Here is a 26,491-nt window from a genome sequence, read left to right as displayed (position 1 = left end):
TATGAAATTAAAACTATTCTTTTTTAGTATACTATTTGCAACTATCTCTCTCAGTGCCCAAAACCAAAGTTCTGATATGAAACTTAAACAAGTGATTGAAGATTTTAGGACATCAATAATTGAGCACGATTCAATTGAAAAATTCAGCAATCTGTTTTTACACGATTCCATAACTTGGTCTGCAATTTTCACTAATAAGACAAAAGAAATGGCATTGAATAAAATGCCTGACTTCACTTTTCACTCAACTGATTACAGAAATTTTTATAAAAATTTAAAAAAGAATACAGAAGAAAAGTTTTATAATGTTCAAATTAGCAAGCGAGGAGATTTTGCAACTATATCTTTTGATTATACTTTATCAGTTGACTCAAAAATACAGAATTGGGGAATCGAATACTGGTCACTTATCTTAATAAACAATAGTTGGAAAATAACTTCTGTTACTTGGACTATGAACAATGAAGAAATAGAAAAATGTCCGTTTTCATCTGAACCAATATTTACTTTAAATTAAAGTATTAATAATTAACTTCTTGGAATACGATTGATAAAAAACGACAGCTAAAGGTATAAAAAACATAGGGCAGTTTTGGCTTTTCAAAAGGTCTGTGCATATTTACAAAGTCACCAAATATAAAATTTGGCTTAGTAAAAACTCGAAATATATCGCTTACCAATTGCTATAAACTTATTATAATCAACGTTTTATAACATTTAAGAAAACCATGAAATACATCATTATTCTTACTTCAATATTATTATTTAGTTGTTCAAACACTGCGACTGATACAATAACTCTGATTCCAAAAGGATACGTTGGTCCTGTTAAAATTAGTCTATGTGACGGAAAAGGAGAAGAAGAAAAATTAGAAAATGGAAAAAGAGTTTACGAAGTTGATACAAATGGATTATTGACGACCAAGTTTAAACCGGAATTTGGATGGCAGTTTAATAATTATTATTACTTGAATGAAAGTAAACGAGAAAAAATACGATTCATAAATATACACGAAGAAAATATTGAATTTGATAAAGATTCGATATATGTTTTTGCAGAACAGCACTCTGGAATTGGTAGCAGAACGGATAGTACTGGAACATATCAAACTTGTCCAATCATCAGTTTTTATGTCGGAAAATATAATAATATTGAGAAAAAAATGCACGAAATTAATATGTTCTCATTTAACAAAGATGAGCTATTGAATGAGTAAAAAACGTGCTATAACACCAGTAACCGTTGCACAACCCAATAATTTCACAAAAAACGAGGCATTCTTAGCCTATTTAAGGATGTCTTTCTTTTGAGTTTTACTATTGAATTCTAAAATGAACACCGCTTACAATCCAGCTATAGTTACCAAATCGTGACTTTATATTTGAAATTAGTAAAGTAAGTGAGCTTGCACCACTTTTTGCCGTTTCTTTTTCATATAACGTCCTTGTTTGCTATTGACTCTGACAATATCCATAATATCTTTTGGTAAGTTCATACAAATAAGTGAAGTCTAATTCTGCTAATAAACGACGATAAAAGTTTTCCTTTGGAACTCGATCACTTAAACGAAAACTATTGAATAATTGTTCTTGATATATTTTCTTGCCTTGCATTATTCAAGATAAGAAATTTATCAATATCTTAGACTTGTGCAACAGGCACAAAGTGTATAGTTAATTGCTATTTCTTGCTAAACCAAAGGTAAGTAGTTTTTTATAAAGTTATTGTTTAACTGAAAAAACTGTACATTTAAACACGCAACAAACCATACACAGACCGTTGTAGTGCATTTACGAAAACAGAGACCTTGAATAATGAAAGAAGTCTTTTTAACGAATAAAGAGAAAATAAATCTTGAAAATGAACTTCAAAAACACAAGACTCACAGAACTAAACAATTTAAATTTTATTTGATAATAATTGTTGTCGGAACAATAATTGGTGGAATTCCAGCGTACATTAATTATGGGAATAAAAATGTGAAGTTTTTATTTGGAATATTAGGAGTTATTCTTGTTATGCTAATTCCTTTGACAATTGGATTTTTAACTTCTAAAAAAGGAATTAATAAGCTTGCTTCTGACTTAAAAAGTGGAAAAAAAATTGAGGGAAAATCGACAATAAAATCAATAAACATATTCAATAGAAAAATTATTTTATCAAACGGAATTAAAGTATTTGAACCTAACGAATATTATAAAACATTTAAAAAAGGCGATTTGATTAACTATAAAATAAGCCCAAGTAATGAGTTTATTTTTGATTGTAGAAAAGAATAAAAACGCACTACAACACCGTATATAATTTATTGCTAGTTCTAGCCTACTTACGAAAATTCTCGCAACTAACCATACACAAAACCGTTGGCAATAATTAGAACCTACTTGTGGATATATTTAAGATTGAAAAAAAATAATCAAACTAAATGTTTAGTTATAACTAATTTTTTAGTTACATTTGATTAAACTTAATCATTTTAAATATGAAACATTTAAGCTTAATATTGTGTTTTTTAATAACAACCTCTTTGTTTTCTCAAACAAGTACACAATATAAAACACCAACAAAACAACAACTAGATTCATTAAAAACTGAGCTAGAAACGATATTTATGAAAGACCAAACTTTCAGACGTATTTACATTGAGGCAGAGGAAAAACTTGGAAAAGATTCAGAAGCCTATGAATATTTTTGGAAGGTTGTAGAGTCTCAAGACAAGATTCTTGAAAATGAAGTGACAGGTATTATAGATAAATATGGCTGGTTGGGAATTTCTCAAATTGGCAGATTAGCTAATACAACTTTGTGGTCAGTATTGCAACATGGTAGTGTCGCCTCTAAAGAAAAATATGCACCACTATTAAAAACTTCAGCTTTAAAACAGGAATCACAACCAATTCATTATGCTAGACTTATTGATAGAATGTTAATTAACTCTAATAAAGCTCAATTATACGGTACACAAATCAATTATGATAATGAAGAACCTACATTTTTTGAAATAAAACAACCCGAACTTGTAGACAAAAGAAGAAAAGAAATAGGTTTAAATTCCATAAAGGAATATGCAAAGTCAAGAAAAGTTGAATGGAACGTAACTCAAGAAAAATGAAAAAATTAATACTAATACTATTTCTAGGAATAAGCCTTTCATCCATTGCACAAAGTACTAAATATTATAGACAGTTAAGATACAATCATGTTTCACCATTTATAGAGATTGCAGGAATTCATCCTATAGATAGCAATACCGCCAATAAAACTTCTCACTATATTTTTAAATATGATAAATCAAATAGAATATCTGAAATTATAAATAATCACTATTACACAGAAAAAATTCATCCTCTAGCTTCTTTGGGTGTTTACAAAGTTTTGTTTGTATATGAAGATGGTAAAGAAATTAGAACCTTCTTTAATCCTAATAACAAAAGAATTACGAATGACAGAGGTGTTTATAAAGAAATCTATCTAGTTGATAGTAATAATGTAAAAAAGCAACTGAACTTTTTTGATTTGGATGATAAGCCCATGGAATCTAATTGGAAAATAACCGAATATAAATGGGAGCAGACAGAAAAATATATTGTAGAGAAACGCTATGATTTAAAAAATGAATTAGCCAATCTTTCACCCTATTTTGAATTTGGTATTACAGGAATCATTATTGATGTAAACGGTGCGTCAAAAGGGCATTACAATTTAAATGAACAATTAGAAATTATTGAAAATTATTATGGTACTGCATCTTATCAAGACACTTATGATAGCAATGGAAATCATATTAAATACACATACCATAATAAAAATGATGAACTTATTATGAATCAATGGAATTACGCTATTGGTGAAAAGATATATGACAAGCAAGGGAATAATATTAGACTTAATCTTTACGATACCAAAAATAAAATTATTGATACTCGAAATATATATTCAAACGCTTCAATTAAATTAAGTCCAATCGCTTCTAAAAAAGATTCATTGGAAATAAAAAAGCAGTCTTTAGGCTATATTGAAGCATTGCAGCAATTAAATCCTGAACTTATGGATATAGTACTAAATGATAGTCTAAATAAAATAACGATAGGATATGATAGAAACGAAATGAAACAATTTGGAAAAGCAACCACTAAAACACAAATGATTGAGTTTGCAAAAAATTGGAATAACAAAGGAACTAAGTTTCCTTTTAATCCGAAAAACCACATCAAAATCCTAGACATCTATAATAGAATTGCAACTGTTAAATTAGTCTCAGATAATTGGGTTGAATATCTGCAATTAATAAAACTAGATGATAATTGGGAAATAATGAATTTAATCTGGCAATATAAAGACGTAAAAATGTATAGGGAATAAATAACTAATGGCAACACTAGTAACCGTTGCACAACCCAATAATTTCACAAAAAACGAGACATTCTTAGCACTTTTAAGAATGTCTTTCTTTTGAGTTTTACTATTGAATTCTAAAATGAACACCGCTTACAATCCAGCTATAGTTACCAAATTGTGACTTTATATTTGAAATTAGTAAAGTAAGTGAGCTTGCATCACTTTTTGCCGTTTCTTCTTCATATAACGTCCTTGTTTGCTATTGACTCTAGCAATATCCATAATATCTTTTGGTAAGTTCATACAAATAAGTGAAGTCTAATTCTGCTAATAAACGACGATAAAAGTTCTCTTTGGGAACGCGATCACTTAAACGAAAATTATTGAATAACTGCTCTTGGTATACTTTCTTGCCTTGCATACATTAAGATACGCTATTATTCAATATCTTAGACTTGTGCAACAGGCACAACGTGTATAATTAATTGCGAAGTCTAAACATAGTCAAGAAATTCTACGGATTTTCGCCTGATTCATTTTCTTTTACTAACTTAAGCCATCTATAATTTATTACGAATTTAGTTGCTGAAACTATACAAACACATTACGTCTAAACCTGAAAAAAATAGAACTATGTTACCATCAGCCTTTCAAAAAAAACACATTCCATTCAATTTCATAAATATTAAAAAAAGTGTTGGAATGTTGTCAGTTGTATTTCTTTTCATCATAGGTCTTTCCATATTTCAGGATTTTTTAGAATCGTATAGAAGTGGATATTCATTCCACTTTAGTGAATCTATTTTATTTAAAACCATTTGGATTCTTTTCATTCCTCTATTGGCAGTATTAAGCAAAATTCTCAAAAATCAAAACTTAAATTCATTTGGTAAAACGACCTTTTTCATAGTTGCATCGATACTTATTCACTTATTAATTCTTCCCTTTGTTTTCTTGTTCTTCTCTGTTCTATTCTATCATGGCAGATACGATCTTTACAAGATACTGAGCTATACGTTAGCTAACGATTTGTATAAACTAGTGCTTATTTATGCTGCTTTTATTGTTGGATATAGATACCTTTCTAACAAAGTAATGCATCCTATTTCTTCAAATGAAAAATCGTATATCCAAACGATACTTATTAATAATGGTAAAAATAATACGGTTGTAGAAATACAAAACATTTATCAGATCACAGCAGATACACCGTATATCGCAATTCAACTTGAAAACAAAAAACATCTTCATAAAACAACCTTAAAATCAATTTCTGCCCAATTGAATCACAATAAGTTTGTTCGCATCCATAAATCTACAATTGTGAATCTGGACAAAGTCGTTTCATTCAAATCTCGTCTTAATGGCGATTATGATATTCTTTTAAATAATGGTACGGAATTAAGGTTGAGCAGAACGTATGCAACCAATTTCAAAAGTAAATTTAAACATACACATCAAGTTAGCATATAAACTCATCGTGTCAGACATTTTAAAATAAACTGCCCAATTGCCTACATTATATTTGATGAAAAAGGTAATCATATGAATTTTAAAATGAATTTTTTGAATACGATTTTAGTGCTAATGTTATGTGTTTTTTCTTCTTGCAACGCTCAAACAAAAATGAAATCGAACGGCATTGTTGGAGGCGGTTGTGACGGCTGTGAACTAATGTATGTTGGAATGCCCAACAATATTAAAGCAATCGATACAAGTGCAGGATGGGCAGAAAAAGGTCAGAAACTTCTAGTAACCGGAACCGTTTATAAACGTGGCGGTAAAATTCCTGCGCCCAATGTGATCATTTATTATTGGCAAACCGACAACAACGGATACTATTCTCCAAAAAAAGGAATGGACGAAAAAGCCAAAAAGCACGGACATATTAGAGGTTGGGTAAAATCGGATGAAAATGGTAGCTATTCAATTTATACAATTCGTCCAGCTCCTTATCCAAACCGTAATATACCAGCACACATTCATACTTCAATAAAAGAACCGAACCTTACGGATGAATATTATATTGACGGATTTGTTTTTGATGACGATAAATTGTTGACAGGTACTAAAAGAAAAGCACTTGAAAATCGAGGCGGCAGTGGAGTTTTAAGAGTATTGATTGATAAAAATATGCAAGTAGCTGAACATAATATTATTTTAGGACTCAATATTCCGAACTATCCCGAAACAAGTGAAATTGAATTAAATTCAGGACTTGAAATTGGCGAAGATCAGCCTTCTTTTACACCATTTCACGCATTTGGACCCGATAAAGGAACTAAAACGTGTCCTGTATGCAAATATGGAAGATTTCATGGAATAGTGTACTATGTTGGTAACCATCCAAATTGGGATACTATAAAAAAATGGCTAACATTCTTGGAAGCTGAAAGTATAAATCGCAATACATATCTAAAAGTATATTTTGTCTATGGAAACGATAAAAATTACAGCAAGAATAAAAGACAAAAGGAGTTAGAAACTTTAGGAAATGAACTGAATTTAAAAAATACTGCTTTAACTTTTGTTCCGTCATTTTCGGATGAGGAAAGTGAAGTAAATCTTAACAAAATAAACCCTGAAGTAGAAAATACATTTATAATTTATAGACACAGAGCTATCATTAATAAATTTGTGAACTTGACACCAACAACGAAAAATTACAAACTCATTTCGCAAACGTTGGACAAAACAAAAGGCGAATATTTCAATCTTCCCGAACCAAGACATCATTAAAAAACTACAACCAACACTTGTACACAAAATTGTTGCTTCTCGCCTACTTCCAAAACCTCAAAGCTTTTCTATTTGGTTTGCATTTACTAAATTAGATATTTATAAATAAGCAACGCCTCATACAGCTCAACATTGATGGAAGAAAAAAATAACTTAGAAGAATTGGTTACTTATAATTTATGGGCTAACAAACGGCTACTAAATTGGCTTAAGACTAATGACAAAAAATTGTTGACGAAACAATGTACATCAAGTTTTCCTAGTATAATAACTACGGTACATCACATTTTGGACGGTCAACTACTTTATTATTGTATTTTGAATGAACAACCGTTAAAATCATCATTGGGAAATTCTATTGAGGAAATTTTCAATGAGCTAATTGAACAATCAGAAGCTTTTGTAAACTATGTAAAAGCTCAAAAATCATTAAACGCGTTTAGATCAGTGAAAACGAAAAATTTAGATGGAAACTTTCATCAATTTGAGTTAATCCAACATTGCATGAATCATAGTACTTTTCATCGAGGACAACTAGTTACTATCGGGCATCAATTAAAATTTACAAAAGCACCATCAACAGATATGTTATTCTATTTTATTCAACGGAACAAAATACATTCAAAAAATTAAAGAGATTACATTCACTACAAAAAGATGGCGTTCTGAATTATAAGCTACGAGAAAAATATAACATGGATTTTACATCAAATCTACCTGAAAAGAAAAATGCCTAACAATACCTGAAGTTAATACAAATTTGTTGCTCAACCGAAAAAACTTTTCTACAACTGAATATAATACGTAGCATGAAAACCAAAAAAGAAATTACCATCATTAAAGTTGAAGTTTTTAGCCGTTTGTGTAATAAAGGTATCTTCTACAAAAAATGGATTGTTGGTCATTTTAAACTGTAACAACAACTTACTCACTTCCCAATTTGCGCCCAAAACAAAAGCACCAAAGGTTTCTCGTGATTCTAATTCATTTGCAACATAATAGTACTCAGAAACTAACGATACATGATTGGTTAGTTTATAACGCGTTCCAAAACCTACCGCAAAATGATTATGATCGTCCAAAGGCGATCGTGAAGAAGCTCTGTGAATAAAAGTTGGTGAAACTTGAAATGAAAATTTTCGTGAAAACTTTCTTGCAATTAATACTTGTGATGTAAACGCTAACTTGTCTCCAAAACTTCCGCGCATTTCTACATTGTTAAACACACGTGTTCTGTACGAAGCTGTTTGTAATAATGAAATACTAAACGGATTCTTTCCATCTGTAGTTTGTCGCAACAATCTGTATTTCAAATAAGTATCTGCAATTCCGCTAGGACTTCCTACGCCTATCCCAAATCCAATCGTTAATCGATCAGAAATGCCATAGTCCAATCCCAAACGCGCATTCATTTTATCTGCTATAAAAGATTTTCCATTAGAGTTTGGAATGTCCCAATAGCGTGTCATTAATGAAATTTCGAGTGTGTTTTTTTTACGTGTTTCCACAGAATGTCCAATGGACAAACGTGTACCTTTAAACGTAGCCATCGTATAATTATCAATAGTTGGTTGTTCATCTTCTAGCTTATCTAACAGATTTTGGGCTGTGACAAATGAAGATATACTTAAGAAAAGTATCAATATTGTGTGTTTACTTTTCATAGGGCGCATACTTAAAATTAAACGAAACTTCTATTTTTTTTGAAATATTTGGAGATAACAATGGCGGTACATTAATACTATAATCATTAATCAACACGTCTAAAGTACCAGAAATGATATATCCGTCAGCATTCTTAGTTATTTTTGCCTTTATTTCGACAGGTTTGGTGATATTTTTCAGCGTAAAATCGCCTTTAATAATTTTTGTTTGTTCATCTTCACTTGTAGCATCAAACCCAATAATTTTACCTGAAAAAGTTGCTTTTGGATACAAATCAGATTCAATATAACTTTCGTTAAAATGTTCGCGCATTAATGATTTTTTAAACACAAAAGCACGCATTAAAATACTCACAGCAATTTCTTGAGTTTCAGGATTGAAAAGACTCAACACCTGATTGTTAGTAGCCTGAATGTTTTCTACGGAAGTGTATGAGAAAAAAGTAACTTGACCTTGCCGTTCTATAAATTCATTAGTTTCAGATGTAATACTAGAGGAAATAATGAAAATGAATGCTAGTAAAAATTTATTCATAAAATTCTTCTTATATAATTACACAATGTAACAAAATAATGTCCATTAAAAAACCTTTTAAAATTCCTTTCAACTTTATGTTTTGTCCAGCTTCAAGTTGTACAACCGCATCTTTTTGATTGAGTTGCATTTCGCACAATATAAAAGTTTTCTCAGAATCGCCCTTTAAAATTAAACTATATTTCCCATCCTGAAAGGTAATTTCTTTAATTTCACCTTCAATTTCAATTGCTTTTTCAATAAAACCTTCTAGCTTTTGCTGTTTATTTTGCAATTTAAATAAAAGTTCACTTGTAGTAAAAGTTTCTGCAGTTTCAATTTTTGAAGTATCATCAATTCCGCTATTTAGTATCTTGAATATGATCACAAGAAATACAAAAAGCAGACAGCATACAACGATAAATTTGTGTTGTCTTTTTATTTTCATAAGAATCCTAAAAGTACATGTATTAAAAGATTAAATTTTGCATTGCCAAATCGCTAGCTTCTGAAACTTTGATACAAAATTATTTCACTACTTGAACAAACGGTAGTAATACTAATATATAGTATAAAAATACACTTTTCCAATGTGCTTCCTGTGTAGAAAGTATCCGAAACTGAAAATAAAACCTTAAAACGGAATATTAAATGCTGAGATTTATGGGTATAACCTACCGATATGTTATTTTAGTGTTTTAAAAAAAGAATTGTTTTATACATGAGAAATTCTAGAATATATCTTTACACTACAATAGGATTTGTTTTACTATACATCGTAATCATCAGCTTTTTAGTATTGCCGTTAATGGTAAAATACAAAAGTACAATGTTGCTCCAAAACAATATCAATTTGGCAACACAAGAAATACATCAAATGAGTAGTGTAACTGGTGATATTTTAGCGAATGATATTGACAAGCAAACGATTATCAACAGTATACAAAAAGCCATTTCTGGAAGTGATAATGAAAGTATCTATTTATCCGTTTTTGATTGGTCTGGAAAAATAATAAGCGATCCAGATGTTACAAAAATTGGACTAAAAAATGAGCAAAAAAGCAATACCATATCCAACATGAAAAGTGTCGTTACTGGTGAAGAATTATACCAACATCTCATCAATAGAGATACAAATAGTAAAGAAACTTCGGAAGTTATTGCCATGCGCTCCATTGCAAATTCTGACTTAATCATAGTTGCGCATGTAAACATCAAAAACGTCCAACTTCAAATAGATGCCTACAATGAACAACTAAAAACGGTTTTCCTCATTCTCGGATTAATCATCTTAGTACTTGTATTGCTCATCACAAGAACTTTATCACTCTATTACGAACGAATCATTGATAGCAAAACTGCCAAACTGGAAGATGGCGTGTTAAACTTATCAAAATTAAATACTTCTTTAGAAAACTATCAACAAAGTATTGCCGATTTACAAAACAACACACAGGAAAAAGTTGAAGAAAAAGACAAAGAAACCGACACGAAAGAAATACCAAAACAACGTCTACTTACATATATTAGAAATGAATTAATGCCAATTGCCATTGAAGATATTTCATATATATATGTAGAAAACTCCATTTCGTATGTCGTTCGGAAAGATGGAAAACGTTTTACGGCAAACGACAGCTTAGATCAACTATACGCTTCACTCGATCCAAAATTATTTTTTAGAGCCAACCGACAAACCATTGTGGCAATTTATGCAATTGACAAAATAATTAAATATGGCAATAGCGCGCTCAAAATAGAAATGCAACCGATCTCAGAAATTGATATCATCATCGGAAAAAACAAAGTAGCTGTCTTCAAAAAATGGTTAGATATGTAAATGCTAGCCTATAAAACTTCAACATAATTTGTTATTAAAAAGTACAATTCTTGAAGTCTTGGTTTTCATCTTTACGTACAGAATGTTTTTTATATGAATAACCTTAAAAAGTTTTACCAAAATTCTACATAAAACAGTATCTTAGCACGTTTTGATTAAAAATTAATAGAATATGAGAAAAGAGAACAACACTAAAGGTTGGAATGAAATAAAAACAAACGATTCTTGGGCACTTTTTAAAATCATGGGCGAATTCGTAAACGGATTCGAGAAAATGAGTCAAATTGGTCCTTGTGTCTCAATATTTGGATCTGCACGTACAAAACCAGAAGACAAATACTATAAACTTGCACAAGACATTGCTCACAAAATAGTAGATCACGGGTATGGTGTTATTACTGGCGGTGGACCAGGAATTATGGAAGCTGGTAACAAAGGAGCACATTTAGGTGGCGGAACATCTGTAGGTTTAAACATTGTATTACCATTTGAACAACATGACAATCCGTACATTGATCCTGATAAAAGCATCAACTTCGATTACTTTTTCGTTCGTAAAGTAATGTTTGTAAAATATTCGCAAGGATTTGTAGTAATGCCTGGTGGATTTGGAACGCTAGACGAATTATTTGAAGCAATTACGCTAATTCAAACGAAAAAAATTGACAAATTCCCTATCATTCTAGTTGGAACAGAATTCTGGACGGGTTTAATGGATTGGGTAAAAGCAACCTTACTAGACAAGTTTGGTAATATCAGCGCACACGATTTAGATTTAATCCATATTGTTGATAATGAAGACGAAGTTCTGGACATCTTAGATGCTTTCTATAATAAAACAAATCTAAGTCCTAACTTCTAAACAAGAAGTTTTGTAGAATAATTGCACCCGAAAAAGAAAATGAAAAAAATACTATTTATCCTTTGCTTGCTAGGCTTAGGATTACAACAACTGACAGCTCAGGAAAATATCAAGACGATGTTTTACAATCTCTTGAATTTTCCTGACATATCTCCAGATCGTATTGACGATTTAGAGATCATAATTGCTGACTATCAACCAGATTTATTCATGGTTTGTGAACTCAACGATTCGTTTGGTGCTGGGCAAATTTTAACCCGATTGCAAACAATCAATCCAAACTATGCACAAGCAACGTTTTTTACAAACACTTCCGATGACAACTCTGGAGATTTCGATACGCTGCAAAATCTGATCTATTACGATAGTTCTAAATTTATACTAGAAGCACAAGACATTGTACAAACTACGATTCGTGATTTTAACAGATATACCTTAAAATTAAATACGGTAAACCAAGTTACAAATCCAATTCGGTTGGAAGTATTTGTTGGACATTTAAAAGCAGGAAACTCACCCGAAGATGAAGCAAAACGCTTTTTAATGGTAGAACAATTAACATCTTACTTTTCTACGCTTGACGCGAATAGTTACGTTCTATTTGCTGGAGATTTAAACTTATACACAAGTAATGACTTTGCTTTTGGTCAACTATCAAACTCAGGAAATGACATTCCGTTAATAGATCCGATCAATCGTTTAGGCGACTGGCACAACAACAGTACGTTTGTAGATGTTTTTACACAATCAACACGTACGCAAGGTGGTTTAGGTGGCGCGGCAGGTGGATTTGATGATCGTTTTGATTTCATTCTCACCTCAGAAAATATGTTGACAAATCCTGATCTATACTATGTTGCGAACTCTTATAAATCGTTTGGAAACAACCAAAACCCAGATTGTTACAACAGCGCAATAAATTCATCCGATTGTGCAGAAATTATGGGTTCGGGAATTAATTACTCACAATCCTTGCGCAATGCGTTGCATGACATGAGCGATCATTTACCTGTTGTGATGGAATTAGAAACAAACGAACAATTACTAAGCACACCTACATTTAATGAAGAAGTTACGTTTAACTTCATACGAGGAAATGTAATCACAAATCAGTTAGCATTTCTGTTAAATTCTTCCAAAAAAGACAATGAATATGTGATATATAACGTTCTTGGTCAAGAATTGCAGTCAGGAGTTGTGAAAAATAACGATATTACGACGGTTAATGTTGGAACGTTTCCAAAAGGAATTTACTATCTGACAATTGAAAATTATACAAAAACAAAAAAATTCATAAAACAATAATTGAACACTACACGCCTACATTTCGTTCCCTTCCTACTATTGTTCTTTAGCGTTTTTGCTTTTGGACAACACAAAAATTTAGTAACAGCAACCTTGCTTGCGGAAGAAAATAGTATTGTAATTTCCCAAGAAATCACATATACAAATAACAGCAACACAACACTCAATGAAATCTATTTCAACGATTGGAATCATGGTTTCTCTGGGAAAAATACACCTTTGGCAAAACGATTTGCAGAAGAATACCATCGTAATTTTCACTTAGCACGCAAGAAAAAACGCGGAAACACAAAAATTGAAAGCTTTACACACAATGGAAATGCCGCAACTTGGGAACGTCTAAAAGAGCAAGTAGATATCATTAAAGTAAAGCTCGATGTACCTTTACAACCAAATGAAAGTATTACGTTCAATCTAAATTATACAGTAAAATTACCTAGTGACGAGTTTACACGCTACGGTTACAAAAGTGATGGCGATTTCAATTTGCGATTTTGGTACATAACGCCAGCAGCATACAGAAATGGCTGGAAACTCTACAGTAACAAAAACTTAGACGATTTATATACGGAACAAGCGGAACATACAATTACGTTAATCTATCCAAAAAAATATACCGTAGTTTCAAGTGCTGATTTGCAGGAAGAAAGCGAAAAAGGAATTACAAAACTCAACGCTTCAAACGTAAAAGAAATTACCATATTACTACGTCAAAACTCTGAATTTAAAACGTTTCAAACAGATAAAGTAAACATTACTACAAACTTGGATGCGGATGGTTTGGATGAAAAAAAACAAGCAATTGCCGTTGATAAAGTTGTACAATTCATTTATGAAAAATTAGGCGATTTTCCTCGAAAAGAAATGTTGATTTCTAAAATTGACAACAAAAAAAATCCTGTATATGGATTGGGACAATTGCCATCATTTATTCGTCCGTTTACAGATGATTTTCAGTATGAAGTAAAAGTCTTAAAAGCCATTCTTACCAAAAACTTAGAAGAATCTATGTGGATGGATACGCGTACAGAAAAGTGGATTTCTGATGCAATAGAAACCTACATGTTAATGGTGTATGCAGAAACGTACTATCCAAACATGAAGCTAACTGGCGGATTATCAAAAGTTTGGGGAGTTCGTTCGTATGAATTTGCAAAACTCGAATTCAACGATCAATATCCGTTTCTATTCATGTTAATGGCGCGTAAAAACATTGATCAACCATTAAGTACTTCAAAAGATTCGTTAATAAAATTCAACAACAACATTGCCAACAAATACAAAGCTGGTGTTGGTTTAAAATACCTAAAAAGCTATTTTGACGATACTGTAATTGATGAATTTGTAAAAGAATTTTACACCAAAAACAGATTGCAAAACGCAACACGTGCAGATTTTCAAAACTTGCTAGAATCGAAAGCACCAAAAAGTATTGATTGGTATTTTGAAAACTATGTAGATTCAAGAAAACGAATTGATTACAAAATCAAAAAAGTAGAAAAAACAGACGATTCACTTCAAGTTACCATCAAAAACAAATACAAAGGCAACTTCCCTATTTCACTATTCGGAATCAAAAATGATTCGGTAGTTTCTAAGTATTGGGTAACTGATATTGGCGAAAAGAAAACGGTAACCATTCCGCGCGACGGTGTTGATCGTTTGGTATTAAACTACGACAAAATCATTCCCGAATTCAATCAACGTGACAACTGGAAATCGTTAAATGGTTTCTTCGCGAATAACAAAAAGTTAAAATTCACCTTCTTTAAAGATGCTGAAAATCCACATTACAATCAGATATTTTTTGTACCAATTGCACAGTTTAACTTATATGACGGATTTACGCCAGGAATGCGTTTTTACAACAAAACATTCTTAACAAAACGTTTGTTATATGATATAAAACCTTCTTACGGAATGCGTTCAAAACAAATTGTAGGTTCTGGAAGTATATCGTATCGTCATGATATAGACAGTGAAAGTGATTTGTATTTTGCGCGTTTTTCCATGTCTGGAAATTACTACCATTACGAAGAAGATTTAGCGTATACGCGACTTGTTCCGAAGATAACATTTGGTTTCAGAAATCCTGATTTTAGATCAAATCAAAAAGAATTTTTAGATTTCAGATACATCATTGTACAACGTGATCAGCCGACAAGAACTGATAGAATTATAGAAAATGAACCAAATTACAGTGTATTCAATGCACGTTATGTGTACTCAAATCCTGATCCTATTCGTCACTTTACGTGGTTTACAGATTTTCAATTGGCAAAACGATTCTCAAAAGTTTCGTTCAATCTAAATTATAGAAAACTTTTCCAAGATAACAGACAATTAAACGTTCGTTTCTTCTTTGGTAAATTCTTATTTAATGATACCAATTCAGATTTCTTTAGCTATGCGTTAGACAGACCAACGGATTACTTATTTGATTACAATTACTACGGACGTTCGGAAGATACTGGATTATTCAGTCAGCAATTAGTCGTTGCAGAAGGTGGATTCAAGTCAAAACTAGACGATCCTTTCTCCAACAATTGGATTGGAACGGTAAATGCAAGTTACAGTATTTGGAAATGGATTGAAGCCTATGGCGACATGGGAATGTTGAAAAACACAGATGTAAACACACGATTTGTATACGATTCGGGAATTCGTTTAAATTTAGTTCCTGACTACTTCGAACTTTACATTCCTGTATATTCAAACAACGGTTGGGAAATTGCACAGCCAGGTTTTGATCAACGTATCCGATTCATCGTAACCTTAAGTCCAAAAACCTTGACGAAATTATTCACACGAAAGTGGTTTTAATATTAGGTATATGGGAAATCAAAATATGTAGGACTATACATACAATTGCTTATCTTTTCGATTCAAAATACACAACGAGTAAACTGGAAATTCTTCATATTCGTTATGAGTTCCACAATAATAATCCAACACTTTTTGGTATAGTTATTGAGCATGGGGAATATATTAATCTTTAACTACATACTCATGAAAAAATTAGGAATTAAAACATTAACTAGCTTACTATTTGCTACCTGCTTTTTAATTTTCACAAACACCATTCATTCGCAAGAAATAAGAATTTTAGGAGGAGCACAAGTATATGGAGGCCTAACAGGTGCTTTCATTGGACCAGGAGTTGGTATAGAAGGGAATTTAGGGAAGCATTTCACAATCAATACTGATTTCAATTTTGGTTTTCAAGAAAAAGGTTCAGCAATAGAATTCAAACCAGCAGTACATTTTTATTTTTCTAAAGAAAATAGAGGCTTTTTCTTAGGACCATCATTTAAGTATGTTTCAATAAATGAAAAAAATGATTTAGATATTTATGCTGATGATGTTTATAGCGCTGGTTTTTCCTTAGGTGTAAAATCTTTATTTAAAGGTAACATATATTACTTCATACAGGCAAATCCTCATTACAGTATCGGAAGTAGTAATGGTCAAGGCGCATTGGGAAGTGTTGCTGGAATTAGTGTGAACTTTGGACTAAGTTATAAATTATAGTTTTAACCCTTTCAGTATCAGTCACTAAAGATTATTCGATTTTTTGTTTAAAAAATTAAACAATTATCAATGGAAAAGTGATTTTCTCATAAAAATTGAATAAATCGCAATCAAAACCCATATTTACTACATTTTTAGCATTTTTTTAATACTATTTGCTATTGCAAAAATGCTCGTTTTTTGTTATTTTTGCAAGACTTCAATTCACGATAACATATGCAAGCAAAAGTTGAAAACACACAAGATATTTCATTCGATCAATTCAAAGAAGAAATCATTCGCGATTATACTACCGCAGTAATTAGTAGAGAATGCAGTCTTTTAGGTCGTAGAGAAGTATTGACAGGAAAAGCCAAGTTTGGTATTTTCGGTGACGGAAAAGAAGTTCCACAACTAGCATTAGCAAAAGCATTTCAAAATGGCGATTTTAGATCTGGTTACTACAGAGATCAAACGTTCATGATGGCAATTGGCGAATTGAACATTCAACAATTTTTTGCTGGTTTGTATGCACATACAGATATTGATGTGGAGCCAATGTCTGCCGGAAGACAAATGGGCGGACACTTTGCAACACATAGCTTGGACAAAAATGGTGAATGGAAAAACTTAACACAACAAAAAAATTCGAGTGCTGACATCTCTCCTACTGCTGGTCAAATGCCGCGTTTATTAGGATTGGCACAAGCTTCTAAAATATACAGACACGTTTCAGGAATTGATGCCGAAAAATTCTCTGATAACGGAAATGAAATTGCTTGGGGAACTATTGGAAACGCAAGTACAAGTGAAGGTTTATTTTTTGAAACCATCAATGCGGCTGGTGTATTACAAGTTCCTATGGTAATGAGTGTTTGGGATGATGAATACGGAATTTCTGTTCATGCAAAACATCAAACTACCAAAGAAAACATTTCTGAAATTTTAAAAGGTTTTCAACGTACCGAAACTGAAAAAGGATATGAAATTTTTACGGTTAATGGTTGGGATTATCCTTCATTAATTGCAACGTATCAAAAAGCTTCTGACGTTGCGCGTTCAGCACACGTTCCTGTGTTAATTCATGTACAACAAGTAACACAACCACAAGGACATTCAACGTCTGGCTCACACGAACGTTATAAAAGCAAAGATCGTTTGGCATGGGAAGTAGAATTTGATTGCAATACGCAAATGCGTAAATGGATGATTGAGAATGGTATTGAATCTGACGAAAACTTAACTGCGTTGGAAAGAGATATCAAGAAGCAAGTTCGTGATGGTAAAAAAGCGGCTTGGAAAGCATTTGTTGCACCAATGAAACAAGAACAACAAGAAGTTATTAGCTTGTTAGAAACGTTAGCGAAATCAAGTCCGAACAAAGTATTCATCAACAAACTAAAAGAAGAATTAGCCGTAATTGCTGAGCCAATTCGTAAAGAAATTGCAGGTTTTGCTCGTAAAGCATTGCGTTTGGTTATTGGTGAAACTTCAAACGAAAAACAAGCGTTAAGCAATTGGATTAAGGCGTACTTTGAGAAAATTCAACCAAAATATAGTTCACACTTATACAGTGAATCTGATAAAAATGTATACAATATTGAAGCAAACGCACCAACATACAGTGACACTGTAGAAGAAGTTGATGCGCGTTTAATATTAAGAAATAACTTTGATGCAATCTTTTCTAAATATCCTGAAGTTTTAATTTTTGGTGAAGATGCTGGAGAAATTGGTGACGTAAATCAAGGATTGGAAGGAATGCAAGAGAAATACGGCGAATTGCGTGTTTCGGATACAGGAATTCGGGAAGCAACAATACTTGGACAAGGAATTGGAATGGCAATGCGCGGCTTACGTCCAATTGCTGAAATTCAATACTTAGACTATTTATTGTACGCATTGCAAATCATGAGTGATGATTTAGCAACCTTACAATACAGAACCAAAGGAACACAAAAAGCACCAGTAATCATTAGAACACGTGGACATCGTTTGGAAGGAATTTGGCATTCTGGTTCGCCAATGGGCGCAATTATAAATTCAATTAGAGGAATTCACGTCTTAGTTCCTAGAAACATGACCAAAGCCGCAGGATTTTACAACACATTGTTGGAAAGTGATGAACCTGCTTTGGTGATTGAATGTTTAAATGGTTACCGTTTAAAAGAACAATTGCCAACGAATTTAGGTGAATTTAAAACGCCTTTAGGTGTTGTAGAAACGATCAAAGAAGGAACAGATATGACAATTGTTTCCTATGGTTCAACCTTACGAATTATAGAACAAGCGGCAAAAGAATTACAAGCTGTCGGAATTGACATTGAAATCATTGATTGTCAGTCGTTATTACCGTTTGACATCAATCATGATATTGTAAAAAGTGTCGCAAAAACGAATCGTTTGTTAGTTATTGACGAAGATGTTCCAGGCGGCGCGTCTGCATTCATCCTACAAAATATTATAGACGATCAAAATGCATACACACATTTAGATAGCAAACCGCAAACACTCACTGCAAAAGCACACAGACCTGCGTACGGAACTGATGGAGATTACTTCTCCAAACCTTCTGTTGAAGATGTGTTTGAAAAAATATACAGTATCATGCATGAAGTAAATCCGACAGATTTCCCGAAGATGTACTAGTTACACGTCATGCTGAACTCGATTCAGCATCTAATCACGTATATGCACTTCGCTTAGTCTAAATGCTCATATTCTAAAAACATACAAATGCTAACTTCTTTGAGGTTGGCATTTTTTCGTGTGTAAACATAAAGTTCGATATAAAATTTACTTTGAAGCCTGATTAAAATTCTTCTGTAATGAATAAATAAAACCTGTGAAAAGCCCCATATTTGGTTAATTATTTTTAGTTTTATAATTCATTCTTATGAAATATTTAAGATACATCGTAAGAATAATAAGATCATCCACAAACCCAAAAAATGAACTCCAAACACCGAATTGCTTCCATACTCAAAGCAAATACGTTAACTACTAAAATTACTGAGTTACAAACGTTTGATGTATCTGAATTAGAGTTAACAACGCATCTTGATTTCGAATTACCTACCAAACTTAGATTGGGTCATATGGTGGAAAAAGTAGTAGCAGAATTGATAAAAGCATCAACAAACTACAAGCTACTTCATGAAAATATTCAAATACTTGAAGAAAAAAATACGATTGGTGAACTCGATTTTATTCTCGAAGAAATACATTCAAACAAAATAATTCATTTAGAATTAGCGTATAAATTTTACTTATTTGATCCTTCAATTTCAGAAAATCCATTTTACAATTGGATTGGTCCAAACCGACGTGATTCTTTAAAAGAGAAATTAGATAAACTAAAGAAGAAACAATTTCCACTACTTTTCCATAACGCAACTAACGCCAAACTAACAGACGTAAAAGTTGATAACGTTTCGCAACAGCTGTGTTTATTGGCTTCTTTGTATATCCCGTATGCATACAAAGGAAAAATAGATTCTTCATTTCAAAAAGCTGTTCAAGGATATTATCTAAATTTTGATACTTTTATCAATCTAAATCATTCTGAAAAAACATACTATTTACCAACCAAAAAAGAATGGGGAATTGATCCTGCTTCAAACGAAATTTGGACAGGTTTTGAAGAAATTCAAAAAGAAATTTATAATCAATTACAACAAAATCACGCGCCTTTATGTTGGCGAAAATATAAAGATTCATATGCATCATTTTTTGTAGTTTGGTGGTAATTTTTAATTTAAACAGAAAAGATGGGACATATATTTTCATTATTAATGCCTATAATAATTTACTTTCTATTGCTAATACCACCAACAATATGTGCATTTGTGATACTAGCAAAAGGAAAGAAATTTTACAAACTAGGATTTCTTTTCCTCATATTATTTTCTATCCCATTAATCTCTCGAATTCGTACAGATTATATCGAATATAAAGGAAGAGCATACAAACATCCAGGTCAGTATGTTTTAAAAGCATACCCTAATTGTGAACCTTGCCTATTAAATATTGAAAATGATAACACGTATTTCATCAATACTAACATTGAGGTTATTAAACAAGGAACTTGGAGCTATAAAAATGGAGATAAAAACATCATTATACTGGGAGAAAATAAACAACTTGGTATCGAAGAATTTGCGTATGATACTTATTATTATCCCGAAAAAGAAACATCTGCAAAAACTGAAAGATTGTTTAACCACTAAATGATTTTCATATTCTTATAAAAAAGATAAAAGAGTATATTGGTCAATCACGTTTTACAAAAACAAGGTCTCAAATCGTATCATGAGTCGTTTTTGCTCGCTAAAAACTGAAAAAGTTTAGTAGATTTGAACACAATCAAAAGTTACCAATCAAATGTTTCCAAATTTCAATATATACAGTACACCACTACTAATTCTTGTGATACAAGGATTAATTTTGGTTGGTTTATTGTTTAAAAGATATGTTGAAAAGAAAAATACATCTGACGCAATTCTTGCAATTCTCTTACTAATTACTTGCTACCAACAAACTTGTTATACCGTTGGTTTTATGGGTTGGTATGATACGTTTCGAAATACAAAGATTAACTATTTTCTCATTCCTGCGGCGACTTCAATTGCTCCTTTGATTTACTTATATGTCAAATCGATTACGAAATCTAACTTTAAATTTCAAACACAACATTGGTGGCATTTTGCTATTCCCATCACGCTAGTTATTTATAGGTTAGCAATTTACACTTATGATTCGGTACAACCAGGATTCCATGAAACACAAAACGGAGTTTTAAAAATTATAGTGGATGAAGATATTGTACAACGCATTTTAGTAGTTGTTGATTTTTCTGTGATGTTGCTATACTTAGCATTTACAATTCAACTATTCGTAAATTATCGTCAAAAAATAAAGCAATATTTCTCTAATGTTTTTAAGTTAGAACTAAATTGGATTCGGAACTTTCTCATAATATTTTCTGCATTATTTTTGTACAGTTCAGTTCAAACTGTGGTAGGCAATCTATTTATTGATTTAAGCTATAAAGAACGTTGGTGGCTAAATTTAGCGTTGGCAATTTGTACCATTTATATTGGCTTGAAAGGATATTTTACAGATACAACCAAACTTAACAAACTAGATTTTAGTTTTTCGCCAAAAGAAATTTCTATTCCAGAAACTAGTAAAGAATCGAAAAAAGAAATTTCAAAAACTGCTATTGAAGCCATTGCCACTTTAATGGAACGCGAAAAACCATTCTTAAATCCAGATTTAAATTTATCCGAATTGGCAAAACAAGCAAATGTAACGCGCGCGCAACTTTCTGAAATCATTAATAGTGGTTTCCAGATGAATTTTAATGATTTTGTCAACTCATATCGTATAAATACCTTCAAAAGTATGTTGAAAGAAGGCAAACACAAACAACTTTCCTTACTCGGAATTGCCTATGAATGTGGCTTTAACAGCAAGGCAACGTTTAACCGAGTCTTCAAAAAATTAACCAACTTCTCTCCTACGCAATATTTACAATCGTTGGCAAAATAGAACGTCTCAAATCGTAAAACAGTATTTTTTCGTTGAAAATTTTCATAGAATTTTGATATCTATTAAGATTGATCTAATTTTAGCACTAATGAAAAAAAGGTCATTTCAATTATCGTTCGTTATCTTAGGAATAGTAATCGCAAGTATATTTCTGTATAACTATTTTACTACTGCTCCTAGTTCAACTAGTCAAGTTACAAACAAAACAGTATATCCAAGTGATGTGATTCCATCGTTGGACAACTGGAAAATTCTTTTAGGGAATGGGATACATTCTGAAGATTTAAAGAATTTTGAACATAAAGATTTCTTTTATGTTGCAAATGATGGCAATACAGATTGGGTAGTTTACAAAACACCAAATTCTGGAATTACTTCACGAACTTCAAGCAATACACGCACAGAATTAGGGCAAATTGAGCATTGGACGCCAGAAACTGGTGGAAAACTGACTGGAACATTAAAAGTAATGCACGTATCAACTTCGGGAGATGCACGCGTTGCGGCATCGTATTCGGTTGTTGTTGGACAAATTCATAGCGACGAAGGACACGAAAATGAACCGTTAAAAATATTCTATAAAAAGTTTCCTGGACATACAAAAGGATCTGTTTTTTGGAATTATGAAATAAATACACAAGGTGATAATTCTGAAAGATGGGATTATTCTGCTGCAGTTTGGGGCTATGATATGGCTGTTGTTGGCAAAAGTGAAAACACCTATCCGGAAGAACCTATTGACGGAATTGAACTTGGAGAAGAATTTAGCTATGAAGTCAATGTCTATAAAGGAATTATGTATCTCACATTTACGAGTGAAGGTCATGAAACCAAAACATTTACAAAAAACTTACTCGTATCTGAGTACCAAAATTATGCTGCTATTCCTGAACAAATACTAACATTATACGCTTCAATTGGTAGAGACGGAACAGAACAACCAAACGCATATGCTGGAGAATTACAATTTTTCAAACAAGGTGCATACAATCAAACCAATGGGAAAGATCCTGCTAAAAATATAGTTTGGAGCACAGGTTCTGAAACTTACAATGGAGATTTAGCTAAACAATATGAAAACGGAAGTTATGCAGAAGTTTGGTTCAAAAGTGGAACCGTTGGTGCAAGCACTCCACCGAAATAATAAAGGCAAACTTTACTAGCCATTAATCTAACAATCTAAGAGCGTAGCTATTCAACATAAGACGTCTCAAATCGTATCATAAGCCTTCTACACACGTTTTAAGTCGTGTATTGGCGTTTCATGTCGCAAATTTGTATCTAACAAAAACGATACAAATTTAATTCATCATGAAAACAATTATCACACTCTTCTTTTTAATTGCGATTTCAACATTCGCGCAAGCACAACAAAAAGTAACAATTTCAGATTTTAAAAACCTAGACAATACTAATTGGAAAGGTGAACTTATGTATGTTAATTATTCTGACAATAAAAAAGTTACGCTACCAACGGTGTTGCATCTTGAAGTAAAAAAGAACAAAATTATTTTTCAAACAAACTACACAACTGAAGAAAGTGCCAACAACAAAAGTGTACTAAAAATTAAAAAAGACGGAACGTTTTTAGACAATCAACAAATTACGAATGTAGCCAGATTTGAAGGCGGAAGCATCGAAATTGAAACAATGTACGAAGGAAAAGACGCCAACAAAGACGCAACAATCTATACAACGTATTTATTTAACAATCAAAAACTTACCATGAAAAAGGAAGTGGAATTTAAAGATACGCCAGGCAGATTTATTCGCAATCAATATACCTACACAAAAATATAAATCAAGAATTAATTTATTTAAAAATATAGAATTATGAAACAACTATTTATCTTGCTATTCCTGATCGGATATACGGCAACTGCGCAAACAAAAGGAAATAAAAAGATTGTTACAAAGACATTTCCATTAGAAAACATTCAGAAAATAAAGATTAATTTTTATGCAAAAGTCACAATTGATCAATCTGCAAAAGAAGGCATGACCATTACTACGGACGAAAATATGATGGATTTAATTGACAAAGAAGTTGTTGGAAACACATTGTATTTAGATCAAAAAGAATGGATTCAACCTTCGCAAAAAACTATTATTACCATTGGTGCGCCAAATATTAGACATGTAGAAACGGGAACGCACGATGTTACAAAAATTGTTAATGTTGACAATGAGTATCTGCAATTAACAGCTCCAATTGGAACCATTATTTTGGAAGGAAAAACAAAAGAATTGCGTTTGGGTATCGAATTGGCTAAGATTGATGCTTCAAATTTAATAGCTGAAAATGCTTTTGTAAATATTTGGAGTTGGGGAACTGCAAAAGTAAATGTTACAAATACATTGCATGCAGAAGTGAGCAATAGCGGCAAATTAATCTATGTAAATTCTCCAAAGGAAATCAAGCAAAAAACTAAAAATGAGGGTGAAATTTTGAGTTTAGCGGAAAAAGATATGGTGAAAAATCCAAACGCGGAATGGATTAAATTCAAAATAAAGAATAATAATTTTAATAGAAATAACTTTTTTGTAATTGGACCAAAAAAAGATGGTACAAAGTTTAGTTATGGCTTTCCAATGATGCCAAATGCACTTCGAAAAGAAAACTGGACAGTTGGCACTAAAATATACAAAGTCAATAGTTTAGGACTTCGAAAATTATTGGTGACAATTTCAAAAGAAGATGCAAATACAACTGTAGAATTGTTTTAAAAAACGCCTATTCTAAAATAATAAAAGTAAATTTCTTCGAAGGTTTTCCTAAGAGAAATTTACTTTTTTTGAAAAAAAATTAAACTATAGCGCAAGTTTTTTGTCAAAATAGCATCCTATACTAAAACCACAATCCACTTGCCTATTGAAGAAATACTACTTATGAATTTTAAACCATCTCTTTATGAAAAAGTACGTATTTCTATTTTCGATCTTATTATTTTCTTGTACATCAGATGAAGATGTGTATACAGAAATCCCAGAAGAAAGCACAGATATTCCCGTAGTTACAATAGATCCTGTTGTTGGCGGAATTGATATGTCTAATTATTTTTCTATCAATTTTGAAGCGCTAGATAACTATAGTATTCCAGAGTATCCAATTCATTATATAAACAGCGTTGGAGATACAAATGAGCCCAACAATAACGTAACTACAAATAGTGGTGCCACTTTAGGTCGAATTTTATTCTTTGATAAACAACTAAGTATCAATGATGCAGTTTCATGTGCAAGCTGTCATCAACAAGCAATTGCTTTTACTGATAATGATCGATTTAGTACAGGTTTTGATGGTGTAAGCGTTACAGGAGCACATTCGATGCGATTGTTGAATGCGCGTTTTTACGAAGGAGAATCGTTTTTTTGGAACAAACGTGCGCCAACTTTGGAAGCACAAACTACAGAACCAATTGTAAATAGTGTAGAAATGGGCTTTGATGCGAACAATGGCGGATTGGACGCATTGATTACAAAAATGAACGCCATCGAATATTATCCTGCATTGTTTGAAACTACTTTTGGTGATACCACAATTAGCGTAGACAGAATTCAGCGTGCGTTGGCACAATACATTCGTGCAATGGTTTCTACAGATAGTAGATTTGATGAAGCGTTTGAACAAAATTTTAATCAGAATGCACCTGGAAATGGCGCAAATCAGAACTTTCCACAATTTACAGCTGCAGAAAATTTAGGAAAACGAATTTTCACAACAAATCAAGGTGGAATCAACTGTTCAAGTTGTCATCAATTACCAACATTTGCCCTAAATGATAATGTGCGCGGTATTGGCTTGGATGCGAACGAAACAACCATATTTAAATCACCATCTTTAAAAAATGTAGCAACTTCAGCACAATTTATGCACGATGGACGATTTTCGAGTTTGGCACAAGTTGTCGAATTTTACAATTCGGGAATTCAGCCTGGCGCTATACTAGACAATAGATTAATGCAAAACGGACAACCAATTCGCATGAATCTTTCCGAAGCTGAAAAACAAGCGTTGGTAGCATTTTTAGAAACGCTTACAGACAATACAGTAATAAATGATCCAAAATTCTCTGATCCATTTATTCAATAATAAAAATTAAATTTTCCATAAAAACACCTTTTTCCGAAGTATAGCAAGTATCTCCCGTTAAAAATTTTTGAA

The 26,491-nt window shown here is 32.0% G+C and carries 24 protein-coding genes; 21 read left to right on the top strand and 3 right to left on the bottom strand.

Going from position 1 to position 26,491, the window contains the following annotated elements; all coding sequences use genetic code 11:
- Window position 1 precedes the first annotated feature (1 nt).
- From ACQ654_RS00120 to ACQ654_RS00085, 8 genes are all read left to right on the top strand, one after another.
- Complete coding sequence (locus tag ACQ654_RS00120) at window positions 2–517, top strand: hypothetical protein (RefSeq protein ID WP_430408272.1); 516 nt, start codon at window positions 2–4, stop codon at window positions 515–517.
- A 211-nt stretch (window positions 518–728) separates the two neighbouring features.
- Entirely contained in the window at window positions 729–1,217 is a 489-nt protein-coding gene (locus tag ACQ654_RS00115; RefSeq protein WP_430408271.1) for a DUF6843 domain-containing protein, read from the top strand.
- 598 nt (window positions 1,218–1,815) lie between these two features.
- The gene (locus tag ACQ654_RS00110; protein WP_430408270.1) at window positions 1,816–2,280 is read left to right on the top strand and encodes a hypothetical protein; all 465 of its coding nucleotides are present in this window, start codon (window positions 1,816–1,818) and stop codon (window positions 2,278–2,280) included.
- Between the two features lie 203 nt (window positions 2,281–2,483).
- Window positions 2,484–3,113: a DUF6624 domain-containing protein gene (locus ACQ654_RS00105; RefSeq protein ID WP_430408269.1), complete on the top strand. Its 630-nt coding sequence runs from the start codon at window positions 2,484–2,486 to the stop codon at window positions 3,111–3,113.
- Window positions 3,110–4,363: a hypothetical protein gene (locus ACQ654_RS00100; protein ID WP_430408268.1), complete on the top strand. Its 1,254-nt coding sequence runs from the start codon at window positions 3,110–3,112 to the stop codon at window positions 4,361–4,363. The genes ACQ654_RS00105 and ACQ654_RS00100 overlap by 4 nt, the downstream gene beginning before the upstream one ends.
- A gap of 609 nt (window positions 4,364–4,972) precedes the next feature.
- A complete protein-coding gene (locus ACQ654_RS00095) occupies window positions 4,973–5,812 on the top strand; it encodes a LytR/AlgR family response regulator transcription factor (RefSeq protein ID WP_430408267.1) in 840 nt (279 codons plus the stop codon).
- 153 nt (window positions 5,813–5,965) lie between these two features.
- Window positions 5,966–7,078: an intradiol ring-cleavage dioxygenase gene (locus ACQ654_RS00090; RefSeq protein ID WP_430408266.1), complete on the top strand. Its 1,113-nt coding sequence runs from the start codon at window positions 5,966–5,968 to the stop codon at window positions 7,076–7,078.
- A 135-nt stretch (window positions 7,079–7,213) separates the two neighbouring features.
- Window positions 7,214–7,711, top strand: coding sequence for a DinB family protein (locus ACQ654_RS00085; protein ID WP_430408265.1), 498 nt, complete (start codon window positions 7,214–7,216; stop codon window positions 7,709–7,711).
- 152 nt (window positions 7,712–7,863) lie between these two features.
- Here the strand turns inward: ACQ654_RS00085 and ACQ654_RS00080 are convergent, their stop codons facing one another.
- The 3 genes from ACQ654_RS00080 to ACQ654_RS00070 are packed head-to-tail and all read right to left on the bottom strand — an operon-like array spanning window position 7,864 to window position 9,704.
- The gene (locus ACQ654_RS00080; protein WP_430408264.1) at window positions 7,864–8,742 is read right to left on the bottom strand and encodes a DUF5777 family beta-barrel protein; all 879 of its coding nucleotides are present in this window, start codon (window positions 8,740–8,742) and stop codon (window positions 7,864–7,866) included.
- Window positions 8,732–9,277 (bottom strand): YceI family protein, encoded by a 546-nt coding sequence (locus tag ACQ654_RS00075; protein WP_430408263.1) that lies wholly within the window; start codon window positions 9,275–9,277, stop codon window positions 8,732–8,734. Before ACQ654_RS00075 ends, ACQ654_RS00080 begins: the two co-directional genes overlap by 11 nt.
- 10 nt (window positions 9,278–9,287) lie before the next feature.
- A complete protein-coding gene (locus tag ACQ654_RS00070) occupies window positions 9,288–9,704 on the bottom strand; it encodes an OB-fold protein (protein WP_430408262.1) in 417 nt (138 codons plus the stop codon).
- A 273-nt stretch (window positions 9,705–9,977) separates the two neighbouring features.
- Between ACQ654_RS00070 and ACQ654_RS00065 the strand changes: the two genes are divergently transcribed.
- The 13 genes from ACQ654_RS00065 (at window position 9,978) to ACQ654_RS00005 (ending at window position 26,419) form a co-directional block, all read left to right on the top strand.
- Window positions 9,978–11,096 carry a LytR/AlgR family response regulator transcription factor gene (locus tag ACQ654_RS00065; protein ID WP_430408261.1) on the top strand — a complete coding sequence of 373 codons (1,119 nt, stop codon included), beginning with the start codon at window positions 9,978–9,980 and terminating at the stop codon, window positions 11,094–11,096.
- Window positions 11,097–11,268: 172 nt separating this feature from the next.
- On the top strand, window positions 11,269–11,958 hold the full coding sequence (locus ACQ654_RS00060; protein WP_430408260.1) for a TIGR00730 family Rossman fold protein: 690 nt from the start codon (window positions 11,269–11,271) through the stop codon (window positions 11,956–11,958).
- Window positions 11,959–11,997: 39 nt separating this feature from the next.
- Window positions 11,998–13,263, top strand: coding sequence for a T9SS type A sorting domain-containing protein (locus ACQ654_RS00055; RefSeq protein WP_430408259.1), 1,266 nt, complete (start codon window positions 11,998–12,000; stop codon window positions 13,261–13,263).
- Window positions 13,264–16,086, top strand: coding sequence for a metalloprotease (locus ACQ654_RS00050; protein WP_430408258.1), 2,823 nt, complete (start codon window positions 13,264–13,266; stop codon window positions 16,084–16,086). It abuts the gene before it with no gap.
- 186 nt (window positions 16,087–16,272) lie between these two features.
- Window positions 16,273–16,794 carry a hypothetical protein gene (locus tag ACQ654_RS00045; RefSeq protein WP_430408257.1) on the top strand — a complete coding sequence of 174 codons (522 nt, stop codon included), beginning with the start codon at window positions 16,273–16,275 and terminating at the stop codon, window positions 16,792–16,794.
- Between the two features lie 216 nt (window positions 16,795–17,010).
- A complete protein-coding gene (locus tag ACQ654_RS00040) occupies window positions 17,011–19,422 on the top strand; it encodes an alpha-ketoacid dehydrogenase subunit alpha/beta (protein WP_430408256.1) in 2,412 nt (803 codons plus the stop codon).
- 302 nt (window positions 19,423–19,724) lie between these two features.
- Window positions 19,725–20,522, top strand: a complete 798-nt coding sequence (locus ACQ654_RS00035) for a DUF1853 family protein (protein ID WP_430408255.1) — start codon at window positions 19,725–19,727, stop codon at window positions 20,520–20,522.
- 21 nt (window positions 20,523–20,543) lie between these two features.
- A complete protein-coding gene (locus ACQ654_RS00030; RefSeq protein ID WP_430408254.1) occupies window positions 20,544–21,002 on the top strand; it encodes a hypothetical protein in 459 nt (152 codons plus the stop codon).
- Between the two features lie 154 nt (window positions 21,003–21,156).
- On the top strand, window positions 21,157–22,326 hold the full coding sequence (locus ACQ654_RS00025; RefSeq protein ID WP_430408253.1) for a helix-turn-helix domain-containing protein: 1,170 nt from the start codon (window positions 21,157–21,159) through the stop codon (window positions 22,324–22,326).
- An 88-nt stretch (window positions 22,327–22,414) separates the two neighbouring features.
- Window positions 22,415–23,470: a polysaccharide lyase family 7 protein gene (locus ACQ654_RS00020; protein WP_430408252.1), complete on the top strand. Its 1,056-nt coding sequence runs from the start codon at window positions 22,415–22,417 to the stop codon at window positions 23,468–23,470.
- A 167-nt stretch (window positions 23,471–23,637) separates the two neighbouring features.
- Complete coding sequence (locus ACQ654_RS00015) at window positions 23,638–24,126, top strand: hypothetical protein (RefSeq protein ID WP_430408251.1); 489 nt, start codon at window positions 23,638–23,640, stop codon at window positions 24,124–24,126.
- Between the two features lie 33 nt (window positions 24,127–24,159).
- Window positions 24,160–25,053 (top strand): head GIN domain-containing protein, encoded by an 894-nt coding sequence (locus tag ACQ654_RS00010; RefSeq protein WP_430408250.1) that lies wholly within the window; start codon window positions 24,160–24,162, stop codon window positions 25,051–25,053.
- A 184-nt stretch (window positions 25,054–25,237) separates the two neighbouring features.
- Entirely contained in the window at window positions 25,238–26,419 is a 1,182-nt protein-coding gene (locus ACQ654_RS00005) for a cytochrome-c peroxidase (protein ID WP_430408249.1), read from the top strand.
- Window positions 26,420–26,491: the final 72 nt, after the last annotated feature.

Origin of the sequence: Kordia sp., assembly GCF_965283645.1 — a bacterium.
Lineage (GTDB): Bacteria > Bacteroidota > Bacteroidia > Flavobacteriales > Flavobacteriaceae > Kordia.
The sequence above is the reverse complement of the archived record's forward strand: the minus strand, read 5'-3'. Positions and strand labels throughout refer to the sequence as shown.

What these genes read in the sequence shown, in the direction of transcription:
- ACQ654_RS00020 (WP_430408252.1), top strand. Translation starts at nt 22,415, where the DNA reads ATGAAAAAAAGGTCATTTCAATTATCGTTCGTTATCTTAGGAATAGTA.
- ACQ654_RS00085 (WP_430408265.1), top strand. Translation starts at nt 7,214, where the DNA reads ATGGAAGAAAAAAATAACTTAGAAGAATTGGTTACTTATAATTTATGG.
- ACQ654_RS00075 (WP_430408263.1), bottom strand. Translation starts at nt 9,277, where the DNA reads ATGAATAAATTTTTACTAGCATTCATTTTCATTATTTCCTCTAGTATT.
- ACQ654_RS00090 (WP_430408266.1), top strand. Translation starts at nt 5,966, where the DNA reads ATGAAATCGAACGGCATTGTTGGAGGCGGTTGTGACGGCTGTGAACTA.
- ACQ654_RS00045 (WP_430408257.1), top strand. Translation starts at nt 16,273, where the DNA reads ATGAAAAAATTAGGAATTAAAACATTAACTAGCTTACTATTTGCTACC.
- ACQ654_RS00055 (WP_430408259.1), top strand. Translation starts at nt 11,998, where the DNA reads ATGAAAAAAATACTATTTATCCTTTGCTTGCTAGGCTTAGGATTACAA.
- ACQ654_RS00105 (WP_430408269.1), top strand. Translation starts at nt 2,484, where the DNA reads ATGAAACATTTAAGCTTAATATTGTGTTTTTTAATAACAACCTCTTTG.
- ACQ654_RS00070 (WP_430408262.1), bottom strand. Translation starts at nt 9,704, where the DNA reads ATGAAAATAAAAAGACAACACAAATTTATCGTTGTATGCTGTCTGCTT.
- ACQ654_RS00115 (WP_430408271.1), top strand. Translation starts at nt 729, where the DNA reads ATGAAATACATCATTATTCTTACTTCAATATTATTATTTAGTTGTTCA.
- ACQ654_RS00025 (WP_430408253.1), top strand. Translation starts at nt 21,157, where the DNA reads ATGTTTCCAAATTTCAATATATACAGTACACCACTACTAATTCTTGTG.
- ACQ654_RS00065 (WP_430408261.1), top strand. Translation starts at nt 9,978, where the DNA reads ATGAGAAATTCTAGAATATATCTTTACACTACAATAGGATTTGTTTTA.
- ACQ654_RS00060 (WP_430408260.1), top strand. Translation starts at nt 11,269, where the DNA reads ATGAGAAAAGAGAACAACACTAAAGGTTGGAATGAAATAAAAACAAAC.
- ACQ654_RS00120 (WP_430408272.1), top strand. Translation starts at nt 2, where the DNA reads ATGAAATTAAAACTATTCTTTTTTAGTATACTATTTGCAACTATCTCT.
- ACQ654_RS00015 (WP_430408251.1), top strand. Translation starts at nt 23,638, where the DNA reads ATGAAAACAATTATCACACTCTTCTTTTTAATTGCGATTTCAACATTC.
- ACQ654_RS00100 (WP_430408268.1), top strand. Translation starts at nt 3,110, where the DNA reads ATGAAAAAATTAATACTAATACTATTTCTAGGAATAAGCCTTTCATCC.
- ACQ654_RS00040 (WP_430408256.1), top strand. Translation starts at nt 17,011, where the DNA reads ATGCAAGCAAAAGTTGAAAACACACAAGATATTTCATTCGATCAATTC.
- ACQ654_RS00110 (WP_430408270.1), top strand. Translation starts at nt 1,816, where the DNA reads ATGAAAGAAGTCTTTTTAACGAATAAAGAGAAAATAAATCTTGAAAAT.
- ACQ654_RS00005 (WP_430408249.1), top strand. Translation starts at nt 25,238, where the DNA reads ATGAAAAAGTACGTATTTCTATTTTCGATCTTATTATTTTCTTGTACA.
- ACQ654_RS00080 (WP_430408264.1), bottom strand. Translation starts at nt 8,742, where the DNA reads ATGAAAAGTAAACACACAATATTGATACTTTTCTTAAGTATATCTTCA.
- ACQ654_RS00095 (WP_430408267.1), top strand. Translation starts at nt 4,973, where the DNA reads ATGTTACCATCAGCCTTTCAAAAAAAACACATTCCATTCAATTTCATA.
- ACQ654_RS00035 (WP_430408255.1), top strand. Translation starts at nt 19,725, where the DNA reads ATGAACTCCAAACACCGAATTGCTTCCATACTCAAAGCAAATACGTTA.
- ACQ654_RS00030 (WP_430408254.1), top strand. Translation starts at nt 20,544, where the DNA reads ATGGGACATATATTTTCATTATTAATGCCTATAATAATTTACTTTCTA.
- ACQ654_RS00010 (WP_430408250.1), top strand. Translation starts at nt 24,160, where the DNA reads ATGAAACAACTATTTATCTTGCTATTCCTGATCGGATATACGGCAACT.